Source organism: Clostridium sp. BIOML-A1, assembly GCF_009874105.1.
Lineage (GTDB): Bacteria > Bacillota > Clostridia > Lachnospirales > Lachnospiraceae > Coprococcus.
The window spans coordinates 75,992-91,248 of sequence record NZ_WWTL01000013.1; the positions used below are offsets into that span (position 1 = coordinate 75,992).

General features: G+C 42.6%; 9 protein-coding genes. All 9 read left to right on the top strand.

Features of this window, described 5'->3' with window-relative positions:
- Positions 1 to 99 precede the first annotated feature (99 nt).
- Positions 100 to 1,455 carry an ArsB/NhaD family transporter gene (locus tag GT641_RS10685; protein ID WP_243143750.1) on the top strand — a complete coding sequence of 452 codons (1,356 nt, stop codon included), beginning with the start codon at positions 100 to 102 and terminating at the stop codon, positions 1,453 to 1,455.
- A 436-nt stretch (positions 1,456 to 1,891) separates the two neighbouring features.
- Entirely contained in the window at positions 1,892 to 3,565 is a 1,674-nt protein-coding gene (locus tag GT641_RS10690; RefSeq protein ID WP_161117506.1) for an AMP-binding protein, read from the top strand.
- Between the two features lie 89 nt (positions 3,566 to 3,654).
- Positions 3,655 to 4,095 carry a thioesterase family protein gene (locus GT641_RS10695; protein WP_161117507.1) on the top strand — a complete coding sequence of 147 codons (441 nt, stop codon included), beginning with the start codon at positions 3,655 to 3,657 and terminating at the stop codon, positions 4,093 to 4,095.
- 699 nt (positions 4,096 to 4,794) lie between these two features.
- Positions 4,795 to 6,852 (top strand): fibronectin type III domain-containing protein, encoded by a 2,058-nt coding sequence (locus tag GT641_RS10700; protein WP_161117508.1) that lies wholly within the window; start codon positions 4,795 to 4,797, stop codon positions 6,850 to 6,852.
- The gene (locus tag GT641_RS10705) at positions 6,839 to 7,825 is read left to right on the top strand and encodes a DUF4430 domain-containing protein (RefSeq protein WP_161117509.1); all 987 of its coding nucleotides are present in this window, start codon (positions 6,839 to 6,841) and stop codon (positions 7,823 to 7,825) included. The genes GT641_RS10700 and GT641_RS10705 overlap by 14 nt, the downstream gene beginning before the upstream one ends.
- 86 nt (positions 7,826 to 7,911) lie before the next feature.
- Complete coding sequence (locus GT641_RS10710; protein WP_347562889.1) at positions 7,912 to 8,850, top strand: energy-coupling factor transporter transmembrane component T; 939 nt, start codon at positions 7,912 to 7,914, stop codon at positions 8,848 to 8,850.
- 18 nt (positions 8,851 to 8,868) lie between these two features.
- On the top strand, positions 8,869 to 11,652 hold the full coding sequence (locus GT641_RS13235) for an ECF transporter S component (protein ID WP_161117510.1): 2,784 nt from the start codon (positions 8,869 to 8,871) through the stop codon (positions 11,650 to 11,652).
- Positions 11,645 to 12,331, top strand: a complete 687-nt coding sequence (locus GT641_RS10720) for a YkgJ family cysteine cluster protein (RefSeq protein WP_008402540.1) — start codon at positions 11,645 to 11,647, stop codon at positions 12,329 to 12,331. The genes GT641_RS13235 and GT641_RS10720 overlap by 8 nt, the downstream gene beginning before the upstream one ends.
- Positions 12,332 to 12,365: 34 nt before the next feature.
- On the top strand, positions 12,366 to 15,257 hold a 2,892-nt coding region (locus GT641_RS10725; RefSeq protein ID WP_161117511.1), incomplete at its 3' end, for a hybrid sensor histidine kinase/response regulator.

Genomic DNA, 15,257 nt, shown 5'->3' on the forward strand with positions numbered 1-15,257 from the left:
TAACAAAAGAAAATAAAGAAGAAAGTAAGAAAATTAAATGTCGCCAGACGAAACATAAAATAAGCCCGGCGGCATTTTTTTTCGATGGAGGTTACACGCATGGTAGCACAGATTTTGGCACTTGCCATTTTTGTGGTTATGTTCGGATTGATCATATCCGAAAAATTTGAGCGTCATGTTATCACATTGGTATGTGGACTGGCAACACTTGTTCTGGTATTTGGTGTAGCAATGCACAGCATGGATGCGATACTTGAAACATTAAATATCAGAAACATTTTTACACTTTCGTTCTGGTATGAGGCAGGAGCCTCATCCGAGAGTACGGGTGGTATCAACTGGGCCACGATCATCTTTCTTGCGGGAATGATGGTTATGGTAGAAGGTATGGCAAAGGCGGGTTTCTTTCGCTGGCTGTGTATGACGATCGCGAAAGCGGTTCGGTATAGAGTCATTCCGATATTTATTACATTCATGATCATGTCATTTGTCCTTGCTATGTTCATTGACAGTATTACGGTTATCCTGTTCTTAGCAGCAGTTACAGTGGAACTGGCGCAGCTTCTGGACTTTAATCCGGTTCCGCTGATCCTGTCTGAGATCTTCTGCGCAAATCTGGGTGGATCGGCAACAATGTGTGGTGATCCTCCAAATATCATTGTCGGGACCTCCCTTCGGTATTCGTTCTCTGATTTTATTACAAATACCGGCCTGATGGCGGTACTTTCACTGGTGGTTATTATTTTTTACTTTTATTTTTGTTTCAGGAAAGAACTCACAGCATCTTCGGCGTCACAGACTTCGGAGCAAGATCATCCATCACCGGTATCTGCGATCACAGATAAACGGGCATTTGCCATTAGCTGTGTGATCTTTTTATGTGCGGTTGCCTTACTTATCACACATGCACAGACCGGACTGACAGTTGCATTTATCGGTCTGTTTATAGCAATACTGGTTCTTCTGACATCAGGAAAGAACATCGGACATATTTTAAAAAATGTAGATTATAAGACGATCCTTTTCTTTATTGGTCTGTTTGTTGTAGTCGGCGGTCTGGAGCAGACCGGTATTCTGGAACTGGCAGCCGGATTTATCGAGAAGGTAAGCCATGGAAATGTCAAGTTAATGATAGCCATTATTATCTGGGTATCCGCGATCGCAAGTGCATTTGTAGATAATATTCCATTTGCCGCAACCATGATCCCGGTTATCAAGACTCTGGCAGCATCGACAGGTGTAGATCTCTCGGTTCTTGCATGGACACTGGCAATGGGTACAGATATCGGTGGAAGTGCGACTCCGATCGGTGCATCGGCAAATGTTGTCGGAATGTCGATCGCGGCAAAAGAAGGTCATCCGATCTCTTGGGGCAAATATTGTAAGGTATCAGCCCCGGCATCCGTTATCGTTATCCTGATCTCAATGGTCTGTATCTATCTGCGATATTTCTAAATTATAATAAAGGTGGAATATAACTGCAACCAGCTAATTATATATTGACATTACCAAAGATTTCGTAATGAGATGCATAGTGCCAGTAAATACGAGTGCCTGTTTGAGTCCGAAGGACGAGTTGGCACAGGAGTATTTACGAATCAGGCATATGCAGCGAATAGAAATCGACGTAAGTCAATATATAATTAGCTGGTTGCAGTTATAATTCCCCCGTTTTTTGTAAATAAAGAACCACAAAGAAATTGATAGCAAAAAACTGTTGACAGATAAGTGAAATATGGTACTATAGGTAAAGTAGTTTTCAAAACTACGTTTGAAGTTAACGAAAAACCTAGAATAAAGTCTGAAAAAACCGAGAACAAAGTTGCGAAAACGTGAAAAATGGAAACACATTTTATTATATAGATCATTATTTTACGGAGGAACAGACAGTATGATAACAGAGTTAAAACCGGAAGAAGGAATTGCCGGAAAGTTTGTCAAGACAGCATTTGATGAGAATGGTGTATTAAGCAAGATTGAATTTACAAATGATGAGACCTTCAATTTTGCATTTGATGTAGTGGATGCATTAGCAGAAAAGACACCGGATAAGACAGCATTGATCTATGTGTCCAGAGATAAGGAAGAAAAGAAGTTTACATTTAAAGAGATCAAAGAGTATTCCAATATGGCAGCAAACTATTATAAGAGCCTTGGTATCAAGAAGGGCGACAGAGTGCTGCTTGTATTAAAGCGTCATTATCAGTTCTGGTTTACAATTCTTGCGCTTCATAAGATCGGAGCAGTAGCAATTCCTGCAACCAATATCTTAAAAGTAGAAGATTACAGATACAGAATCGAAGCGGCAAATGTAAAGGCTGTTGTATGTACAGCTGATGACAAGATTCCGGATGCAATGGCAGCCATCGATCCGGATGATAAGGTGATCAAGGTTATCGTAAATGGTGAGAGAGAGCATTTCCATCCATTTGATAAAGATATCCTTTCATTCAGCAAAGAATTTGCACGTCCGACCGGGGAAGATACAGTCTATGCACATGATACCATGATCATCATGTTCACATCAGGAACAACCAAGCATCCGAAGATGGTTGCACATAATCATCTGTATGCACTTGGACATTATATTACAGCAAGATATTGGCATAACGTAAAGACCGATGGTATTCATTTTACAGTATCCGATACCGGCTGGGGTAAGGCTCTCTGGGGCAAGCTCTATGGTCAGTGGTTATGCGAGACCTGTATTTTCGTTTATGACTTTGATGTATTCAGTGCAGACAATATCATGAAGCTTGTAGAACAGTACAAGATCACAACTTTCTGTGCGCCACCAACCCTTTACAGAATCCTTGTTAAGATGGATCTGAGCAAATACGACCTTTCCGCACTGACTTACTGCACAACCGCAGGAGAAGCCTTGAATCCGGAAGTATTCTATAAATTCAAAGAGATGACAGGATTTACGATCTTTGAAGGCTTTGGTCAGACAGAGACTACACTTGCAATCGGAAATCTGAAAAATACAACACCGAGACCGGGTTCCATGGGTAAGGCAAGCCCACTCTATGATGTTCACATTATGAGACCGGACGGAACACTTGCTGATGTAGATGAGACCGGTGAGATCGTTATTAAGATTGCAGATGGCGAACCATATGGTCTGTTCTCTACTTATAATAATGATGAGGAAATGACAAAAGAAGTTAAGCACGATGGTTATTACCACATGGGTGATACCGCATATATGGACAAGGACGGATATTTCTGGTTCGTAGGCCGTGTGGATGATATCATCAAGGTTGCCGGATACCGTGTTGGACCTTTTGAGATTGAAAATGAGATTATGAAGATCCCATATGTTCTGGAATGTGCAGTTACAGCTATACCGGATGGAACCAGAGGACAGGCGATCAAGGCAACTATCGTTCTGACAGAAGGAACGGTTGGCGATGATAACCTGAAGAAAGAGCTGAAGCGTTATTTCAAGGAGAACATGGCGAGCTACAAACGTCCTCGTGTGATCGAATTTGTTGATGAGATGCCAAAGACGATCAGTGGTAAGGTAAGACGTGTAGAGATCAAAGAGAAAGACTGGAAGTAAGTCCGGACGATCATCTGCCGGGATAGATTACAGGCAGATGAAATGATATAGCCTGTGAGAAGCAGGCAGGAAATGGAGATGTTCATAAAATGATAGATATGGAAATTAAGCCATATGAGCGTATGGTTTATTACTATGAAACTGACAGAATGGGAATCGTTCATCATTCCAACTATATCAGATGGTTTGAGGAAGCGAGACTGGACTGGATGAAGCAGATTGGATGGGATTACAAGACCATCGAGGATGACAATATCATTATTCCGGTATTGTCAGTATCTGCGGAATATAAGACCATGTCCAGATATGGAGACAACGTTGTGATCTATGTAAAGCTTGCAGAGTACACAGGCATCCGTATCGGATTTTCCTATGAAGTACATGATAAGAAGACCGGAGAGCTTCGGTGCGTCGGTACATCCTGTCATTGTTTGTTGGATGAGAAGAACAAGCCGGTGTTCATGCGGAAACGTTATCCGGAGAAAGATGCGTTCTTCAAGGAGCTCATGAAGCAGCAGGCTGAAGAATAATATTATAAAAAACACCCACACCATGATCAGATCATTTCTTTATGCAGAACACTTTCGTTCTATTCCTCACGTAGCGGTACTAAATTCACCGCAGGGCGGTTCATTAAGAACCGACGTGAGACAAGGTCTGCTAAAAGAAATATCTGATCACGGTGTGGGTGTTTTTTATGTCAACATTTTGCGTTCGTGTCTCACGTAACGGTACTAAATTCACCGCAGGGGCGGTTCATTAAGGACCGACGTGAGACAAGGTCTGTAAAACGAATATGACTATCCCCTTTTGCTATATCGTGTAATTTTATTTTGCTGAGCAGTACTGTAAAACACCCACACCATGATCAGATCATTTCTTTATGCAGAACACTTTCGTTCTATTCCTCACGTAGCGGTACTAAATTCACCGCAGGGCGGTTCATTAAGAACCGACGTGAGAAAAGGTCTGCTAAAAGAAATATCTGATCATGGTGTGGGTGTTTTTTATGTCGACATTTGCATTAGTGACCTCTTGCCAGATCCTCTCTGTTGACACATTGTTTTATAATTGCTAGTATAGGCTTGATATAAGGGATTTCCATGCGGAATCAGGTATTATGTATGAGCATTATGAATGAGCTTAGCTTGTTAGGAAAACTTGCTAAGAAAGATTATGAAGATGATGGCTGCGGGGCATGATGTATTTTGAAAGGATATGAGGTTAGAATGAGAAAGATAAAAGAAAAGAGAGAGAAAATGTATAGATCGCGTTGGACAAAAATAGTTAGTTATATATTGGTAATGGTGATGACTGTTTCTCTGTTTGGGCAGGTTGTCGCGAATGGCACATTTGACGGAACCGGCAAACAGTCAGGCACAGGTATGATCGCGGGTCTTAGTCAGGTAGAGGCAGCTTCGGATGCTTCTGTTGATTATAAGGTGGTTTTGAAAGAGACTTCTGCTGCGATCGAGAAAACATTAGAAATTTCATATGAACATGAATTGCCAAGTCATTATGAAAAGAATAAAGAAGGTAAGTATGAAGAAGTAAAGAGAACGGTTAAATGGTGGGGACCGGCAATTGGATCTGTTGGCGGGGAATGGACTGTTATCGGCGAGTGCCGTTATGGTATGGAAAATGCACCATGGTATAGGGCATATTATAACAATATAACAGAATATATAAAGGCAACATATAACATAAATAAAGAAAAATATGCAGTAGGAGATTGGGATAATCAGTTTTTAAAACTGCATAAAAAAAGAAGTACTGAAAATTCTCGAATTATTCTCGCCCTTACATCTATGGGGCTTGATGCATCTGATATAGAGGGATATGATCTGACCGGTGCGCTGTCAGATATGACATATGTAAAAAAACAGGGAATCAATGGACCGATATTTGCATTGATCGCACTTGATTCGGGTAATTATGAGATCAAACCGCTTGCATCGGGAACAGCTAAGACACAGGTGACAAGAGAGAAACTGGTTACTTATATTCTGGATAATGAACTGAAGAATGGCGGCTTTTGTCTGTCGGGTACATTACCGGACCCGGATGTCACAGCGATGGCATTGCAGGCACTTGCTCCATATTATAAGGGAAGTACAGATGTTAGCGAACAGGTACGCAGTCAGGTGACAGAAGCTGTAAACCGTGGAATCCGTGTGCTGTCAGAGATACAGAATGAAGATGGAACATACAGCAGCTGGGGAACGAAAAATGCAGAGAGTACGGCACAGGTACTGGTTGCCTTATCCGGTTTGGGCTTGGATGGTGATACAGATGTTCGTTTTATAAAAAACGGACATTCCGTACTGGATGGTTTAGAGCAGTTTTATCTGACGGGAAAAGGTGCGTTTGAGCATGTGGCTTCCGATGGTGGCAATCAGATGGCGACAGAACAGGCATTTTATGCGCTGGTATCCTATGACAGATATAAGAATAATAAAAATACTTTATACAATATGACAGATGCGGTGGATGCTCGTGTCATGGATCTTGCGGATTGTCAGGTGAAGATTCCCCGGACGACATACACATATGCAGGCAAGGTGATAACGCCTGCCGTCACTGTCAGCATGACAGGAATTGATGGAATATCAAAAGAACTGACTGCAGGAACAGATTATACAGTGACATATAAGAATAATACGAAGCCGGGAAAGGCGACTGTTCAGATATCAGGAACAGGAATGTATAAGGGAATGGTATCGAAGACAGTGTCTGTTTATCCGGCAAAGGCATCTGTGAAATCCGTCACAAATACCAAAAAAGGTCTGACTGTAACATGGAAGAAGGTAACAGGAGCAGACAAGTATATCTTATATCGTAAGGCAGGTTCCGGGGCATATAAGAAATATAAAACCGTTTCCGGCGCAAAGACTTCTTATGTGGATACCGGTGCAAAAAACGGTACGACATATTCTTATAAGGTATGCGCCTATACTGCAGGTCTGCAGGGTAAAAATGCGAATACAAAGGCGGCATGCCGCGTGACTGCGGTTACTGCAAAGGCAGCAAAGGCAGGAAAAAGGAAGCTGTCTGTGTCATGGAAGAAGAACAGTAAGGCGAGCGGATATCAGATCAGGTACAGCTTGAAATCTTCATTTAGCGGAGCAAAGATAGTAATGGTCAGATCAGGAAAGACAACGACCAAAAAACTGACCGGTCTGAAACGAGGAAAACGGTATTATATAACAGTGCGGGCATATAAGACGGTGAAGGGTAAGAAATATTACAGCAGCTGGGGTAAGAAGATAAGATATGGCGTGGATTAAGAAACATCTGAAAAAGATAATAGGAATTCTGGTTGTAGTGCTTATACTTGTCGGTGCGTACTGGTATGGAGGAAATGCACCCGGCTCCAGGGGATTTGGAAGGCCGGGAACGACTTCTGAAAATACAGAGAGTACGACACAGAAAGCGGTTTCCGAGGAAGCTTCAGATACAGAAGATGCTGATGCGGAAATATCGGATGATGCGGAAAGGGATGACTCATCATCGTCAGGACAGGGTTCAACAAAGAAAAATCATAGTAAAAGGGATACGAAAAAAGACGATAAGGGATCAGAAAAGGACAAGTCCGGAATCGTAACTCCGGATTATTCCGCCACGACGCAGGAGCATAAAAATGGAGATACGGATGTATCGGAGAATCCGGGGACAGATTCATCACAGAGTACGGACAATAAGACTCCGTCAAATGGCGGCGGTTCATCGAAAAAAGACGGTTCAGGAACAGAGCAGAGCGGATCGACGGAGCAGCCGGATACAGAGGGACCAACGACGGAGCAGCCGGGAGTACAGTCACCGACCACCACGGAGCAGACATCGGAAGACACTGTATATACTTGCACCATATCAATTAATTGCAGTAATATTTTATCGAACTGGGATATCTTTGATAAGACGAAGGCATCCTGTGTTCCTTCGGATGGCTGGATCCTTCGTGAGATGACGGTTGAATTTAAGAAGGGACAGACGGTTTTCGATGTGTTAAAGAATGTGACCCGGACAAGAGCCATTCAGATGGAATATTCATTTACGGCATTGTATGGAAGCTATTATATAGAGGGAATCAATAATCTTTATGAGTTTGACTGTGGTGAGCTGTCAGGCTGGGAATACTGCGTAAATGGGAAGTTCCCTGCATTTGGATGCTCAAAATATGTCCTGAAGGATGGAGATAAGATAGAATGGAAGTACACCTGTGATCTGGGCGCGGATGTCGGAAACCCATATTTTGAATAGGGAATACAGGAAGTATCGGCTTCAGACGACAGAGATTAATAAGGCAGAGGTTAATAGGACAGAATTTGATAAAACAGGAGATATCAGTGGGAAAAGAAAATCAGGATGCATTTGCAGATTGTCATCCAATCGTTAATTTCATATATTTTGTCAGTGTGATCGCATTTGGAATGATGTCATTACATCCGGTGTGCCTGATGATAGCATTTATGGGAGCATTTGCATATTCGGTCTGCATTGGTGGCAGGAAGGCGGTTTTGCGGAATCTGAGATACATGATACCGGTCATAATCCTTACGGCACTGATCAATCCGGCATTCAGTCATCAGGGAGTTACGGTATTATGGTATTTTCCGACAGGAAATGCATTGACGCTGGAATCTATACTGTATGGACTTGCGGCGGCAGGGATGCTTGTGACAGTGCTCTGTTGGTTTGCGTCTCTTAACCATGTGCTGACATCGGATAAGATGATCTATTTATTTGGAAGGTTTGCACCATACCTGTCTTTGGTCATATCTATGACATTGAAATTTTTTCCGGAGTTTGTAGCAAGGATCCGTCAGGTATATCAGGCACAGAAATGTGCAGGATTTATGGTGGACGGCAAATATTTTAAACGGATAAGAACAGGCATGCGGGTAATCTCATCTGCGGCAACCTGGGCGCTTGAGCGGGCGGTCATTACCGGAGACAGTATGCGCAGCCGAGGATATGGAATCGGAAGACGTACGGCCTTTTCTCTGTTTCGGTTTCACAGACGGGATGCGGTCTGTCTGGCAGGAATATTGATCCTTGCAGGTATGACATTGGCAGGGTTCTTATCGGGGCAGATGGCGATGCAGTATTATCCGTATGTGGCTGTGGCGGCATGGAATATCCGGTCGATAGTTGCATTTGGAAGTTATTTGTTTCTGGCAGTATGGCCGACCGGTATGCATATAGCAGAGGTGTTGATGTGGAAGAAAAGATGCCGTGTGATGCAGTCGGGAGATACTATAGAGGCGGCAGTAGGCAGCCGGTAATACTTATTGGAGAAGAATATGAGTTTATATGAGATAAAAGGTCTGACATTTGCATATCCTGATATCATATCAGAGCGTGACGATATATATCTTGATCCCTGTTTAAATGATATAAATATTACGATCGAACAGGGAGAATTCGTTGTGGTTGCAGGCGGTTCCGGGAGTGGAAAAACGACGCTTCTCAGGCAGTTGAAGCCTGTGCTGACACCGAGAGGAAAAAGAGAGGGAGCAATTACCTTTGCGGGGCAGGAGCTTTCTCAGATGGATGAGAAAATGCAGACGCAGAAGATCGGATTCGTCATGCAGGATGTGGATGCGCAGCTGGTGACGGACAAGGTCTGGCACGAGCTTGCATTTGGGCTGGAGAGTCTGGGCCTTCCGACAGAGACGATCCGAAAACGTGTTGCAGAGATGTGTTCTTTTTTTGGATTGAATTCAATTTTTCATAAAAAAGTAAATGAGTTGTCCGGTGGACAGAAGCAGTTAGTGAATCTTGCATCTGTGCTTGCGCTGTCACCTGATGTAGTGATTCTGGATGAACCGGCCAGTCAATTGGATCCGATGGCGGCGCGTGATTTCTTCCGATGCCTGGAACGAATCAACAGGGAGCTTGGAATTACGATCATTATTACGGAGCACAGACTGGAAGAGCTGTGGGCGATGTGTGACCGTTTTATACTGCTTGATCATGGAATGGTCTTATATGATGGAACGATACAGGAAGGGGTGCATACTCTGTATGAGACAGTACCATCCATCGAGCTTCCTGCGGCATGCAGGATCGCACTTGGTTTACAGGAAAAAGAACAGGTTCCGGTGACTGTTACAGATGGAAGGAACTGGCTTGTCCGATATGACCGGGAGCATGAACAATGCGGTGAAGTGACTACACGGATGTATAAGGGTGAGCATAAGATCATAGAGATAAAGGATGTATTCTTTCGATATGACCGGATGGAACATGATGTGCTTCATGGACTGAATCTGTCTGTCTATGAGGGTGAGATCCTTGCAATTAACGGCAGCAATGGATGTGGCAAATCCACCCTGCTTTCATTAATTGCCGGTGCGTGTATACCTTATCGGGGCAGAATCCGGATCGGAAAAGGGAAAAAGGTCGGACTGCTTCCGCAGGATCCGAAGCTGTTATTTACGGCATCCACTGTACGGGGAGAACTTGGAATTGAAAAAAATAGTAACGGTGCGGTGGCGCAGGATAAGACCGGACAGAGTAGTAGATATCGAATCACGGAGCTTTGCGGATTGACGAAGCTTCTTGAACGTCATCCATATGATCTGTCCGGTGGTGAACAGCAACGACTGGGACTGGCAAGAGTATTGATCGGGATGCCGGATGTTATATTGATGGATGAACCGACGAAAGGGATGGATGCGGAATTCAAGCAGACCTTTGCGGAAATCCTCAGAAAATTACAGATGCAGGGATGTACTATCGTGATCGTGAGTCATGACATCGAATTCTGTGCACAGACTGCGGATCAGGTCTGCCTGATCTTTGATGGAGAGACAGCAGTTGTAAACGGTGTAACGGAATATTTTACAGGGAATGAATTCTATACCACGGCAGCGGCAAGAATTGCCAGAGGTATCGTGGATCATGCTGTTACGGTTAAAGACGTTCTTGCGGTGTATGGGAAAAACACAGATCGGTCAGGCACGGATGCAGGAGCTTCACGGAAAAAAGCGGATAAAACGCTAACAGACATAGAAGCTTCCGAACAGACAGAAAAGAACACAGGCAAGCATAAACAGTCAGGTGTGAAATCCGGACAAATAGAAGATAAACAGCACAAGAGCATAGTGTCAGGTAAGGCTGCATTTGTACACAGATTAGGTCTGATGATAACAACGCTTGTTATGGCGGCCTGCTTTATCATAACGATTCGCCAGTCTGATCTTACCCGCTTGATCGATGATGGCAGGGTGACATCGGAGGGTATTATATATATAGGGATATATGTGATCTTTATATTGATGGTCGGGCTTTTTCTCTGTCTGTTGGGTCCTCTGGCAAAGGCACAGGACAGGGAGATTGAACGAAGAAAACGGTACCATATCAGCCGGAAGAATATGATAGTAACGATTGCCTGTATTCTGGCAGCCGCAGCTACGATCTGGATGGGAAAAGCTGTACTGTCGGATAGAAAGTATTATTTTATCTCGCTTTTGGTTTTGATCGAGATGATGATCCCGTTTGGAGTGGCATTTGAAACCCGAAAGGTATCGGCAAGAGATCTGGTAACGGTTGCAGTTTTATGTGCACTGGCAGCAGTAGGAAGAACCGCATTTTTTATGATACCGAATTTTAATCCGGTTATAGCAATTGTGATCATAAGCGGAGTGGCATTTGGCTGCGAAACCGGATTTATTACAGGAGCAGTCACGATGCTGGTGTCAAATATGGTATTTGGTCAGGGACCATGGACGCCATGGCAGATGTTTTCGATGGGACTGGTAGGATTTTCCGCCGGGCTTGTCTTTAATAATTCAAAGATTCGGGGAGAACAACTGACGCGTCTCTCCCTTTGCGTATTTGGTGGATTTTGTTGTATTATAATATATGGCGGTATTATGAATCCTGCATCCGTGATCATGTGGCAGCCGACGGTCAATCTGCAGATGATCATTGCTGCTTATGTGACGGGATTTCCGTTTGATGTTGTACAGGGATTTGCCACTGTGTTATTTCTCTGGCTTATGGCTTGCCCGTTTCTGGAGAAATTAGACCGGATCAAGATAAAATATGGAGTATTGTGTGAGGTAAAAGAACATGCTTAGAAATTGTAGCTTGGATGAGATATCGGATGGACGTCTGTATGAAGCAAATGATATGGTAAAAGCATATTGTAATGAATGTAAGGGGTGCCATGCCTGTTGTGAAGGTATGGGTGAATCGATTATTTTAGATCCTTTAGATATATACCGTCTGACGAAGGAGACAGGAAAAAGTTTTGAAGCCCTGCTTGCCGATACAATCGAACTGAACGTAGTGGATGGACTGATCCTTCCGAATATCAAGATGGTAGATGGAAAATGTTCATTTTTGAATGAAGCGGGAAGATGCAGTATCCATGCGGCACGTCCGGGCTTCTGTCGTTTGTTCCCTCTTGGACGATATTATGAGGATGGCGGTTTCAAATATTTCCTCCAGATTCATGAGTGTGAGCGTGCGGGAAAGGTGAAGGTGAAGGTGTCAAAGTGGATCGATACACCGGATCTTCAGAAGAACACGGAATATATCAATCGTTGGCATGATTTTCTGAAACAAGTGCAGGAGTATATGTGCAAACTGCCTGCAGCAAACGATGAAGCAAAAGCGGATGACCAGACCAGACAGATCTGTATGCTGATATTGAATCTGATGTATATTGCGAGGTATGAGGATCAGAAGGATTTTTATGAGCAATTTGAAGGTCGAATCGTAAATCTGGAAAAACTGATAGAACATTTGGGGTAGGAACGGATATCAGTGTTGGGGAAGGTGATGGAAAATGGAAAAACGATCATTTCAGAAATTAATTATGTATGTTAGTATTGTTCTGATATTTATAGCGGCTGTGGTTCTTGTGTTTTGTGCAAGAGAGGTAAAAAACACGACAGAACAGGTGAATGATACTATAAAGAGTAATCTGGATTATGCTTCTGTTTCCTGTGAAAATATCTTAACGGATGCGGTTAATGTACTGAATGTAAATTATTTTACCACTCAATATATTCATGAGAAAAATGAGGATAATGCTATGTTGAAGGAATATTTTGTTGAGCAGACAGAATATCTGAAGGACAGACTTGGATTATCTTATCTCGGCATATATGGATATATTGATGGAGAATTGATGCTGAGTGGGCAGTGGATGCCACCGGCCGATTATCATGTAGAGGATCGGCTCTGGTATCGGGAGATCATAGCAAATGGAACAGATCTGACATTTGTAACGCCATATATCGATATGAAGACGGGAAAACAGGTATTGACCATTGGAAGAACAATGGAAAACGGAACAGACATGGTCGGGGTAGATCTGGACATAAAAAATCTGTCAGAAATGCTGCAGATGCTGCAAAATGATATTGGCGATTTATATATTGTCAATTCATCCGGAATTATTGAGGCCGGCACTGATTTTGATATGGTTGGAAGCAGCCTGACGGATTATTACGGGAAAAATGAAAAGACGCAGTCCTATGAAGATAAGATAAATGAAGAATTGGAACAGAATAGCGACATTGTATCCTATAAGACGGCTTCATCATGGATATCGGTCAAGCCTATCATGAATGATTGGTATGTAGTATCAATTATTAATAAAGATAGTATTAATTGGCTTATAGCAAGAAATGCGATACCATCTGCGGTTATTCTTATAACTGTTTTGGTCGTATTTTTCATGCTCTATCTGAATTTATTTGTTCGGTTGCACAGAACTAAAGATCAGACAGGAACAGAGAAGCTTGAAGTATATCGATATTCCTCCGGAGCGGTACTGGAAGATGATAAACGCTTAAAATATATGGTATTTTACACATATTTGTTACTGATCTGTTTTTTTGTTACGGCATTTCTTCGTTATGAAAGTGGAGCGGGTTTTGTCATTATAACATTTTGTACGGTTCCCGTCTGTATATATGTGACTTGTTCCGAAAAAACACCCGTTAAGGCGCATGGCTTCTGTATGACGGGCTGCCTGTTTATGATAATTGCCATGTATGGACTTCTGCCGGATGGACACAATCGTTTGACGGATATGTTCCTGACAGCCATGGTTATTATTTCGTTATACCAGATGGTTGAATTGAATATATTTATGCTGGTCAGTACAGAGATTTATTATCTGTATGCTCTGTTGTCAGATCATATGCAGGATGCATCAGGTGGAAGAGATATTGATGACTGTATAACGGATATGATAATTATTTTGCTTGGAAGCTTAATGCTGTTAGTGGTAATTGCCTGGAATAAGAGGCTTCTGATCCAATTGAAACAAAATGCAGAGGAAGCAGAGAAAGCAGCAAACAGTGAGTCGGCGTTTCTGGCAAATATATCTCATGAGATACGGACACCTTTAAATGCGATACTTGGTATGAATGAACTGGTTTTGCGTGAGAGCAGACAGCCTCATATCAAAGAGTATGCAATGTATATAAAGAATTCAGGCAAAACATTGCTTACGATCATCAGTGATATTCTGGATCTGTCGAAGATTGAATCCGGAAAGGTTGATATCATAATAGAGAGATACAGCCTGAGCAGTCTGATAGAAGATGTTGAACGATCGATCCAGAAACGGGTAATGGAAAAAAACCTTCAGTTTAACATATCGGTTTCGCCATATATGCATGAGTATCTGCAAGGTGATGAAGTCCGAATTAAACAGATCATTATGAATCTTCTGACAAACGCAGTGAAATATACAGAAAAGGGATGTATCAGTCTTCGGATCACGGGTGAAAGTCAGGATACTATCCAGAAACTGTTCATAGAGGTGGCAGATACCGGCATCGGAATGCGGGATGAGGATCTCGGAAAATTATTTACGAAATTTGAACGATTTGATCTGAAACGGAATCGTTCGGTAGAAGGAACCGGTCTGGGACTTCCGATTGTAAAAAGCCTTCTTGATGCCATGGGAGGAACTATACAAGTACAAAGTGTATATGGAAAGGGATCAACATTTACTGTAGCTCTGACACAGAAGATTGCAGATGAAGAAACGGTTGGCGACTACAGGGAAAGATACAAAAAAAAGATTCAGACGGAAATAGCATATCACGAAATGTTCCATGCAGAGAGAGCACATGTTCTTGTTGTGGATGATAATGAGGTAAATCTTAAGATCATAGAAGGGCTTGCTAAAAGAACCGGAATACAGATGGATATGACTACCAGTGCAAAGCAGGGGCTTGCCATGATCAGAAAACAGGAATATCAGTTATTTTTAATTGACCATATGATGCCTGAGATGGACGGACTGATCATGCTCCAGAAGATAAAAGGTATGGATGGGGGAAAATACAAGCATATCCCGGCAATCGCCATTACGGCAAATGCACTCTCTGATGCGAAACAGATGTATCTGGATGCAGGCTTCAATGGATATCTTTCGAAACCGATCGATCCGGAACGATTTGAACGTATTCTGATGGAGAATCTTCCGGATGAGTATATTACATTATGTGATAAAACGGATGCAGAAGCCCATAAATCTGATGTTCCGGCAACACAGATCAACATTCCCGGAATTGATGCAGAGAAAGGCCTGTCTTATATAGGCAATAGCGAGGAACTCTATATCGATCTTTTACAGACCTATTTGACCGGAAGCGAAGAACGTATACAAAAGCTGGACGCCGACAGAAAAAACAGAGATCTGCAGGCATACGAG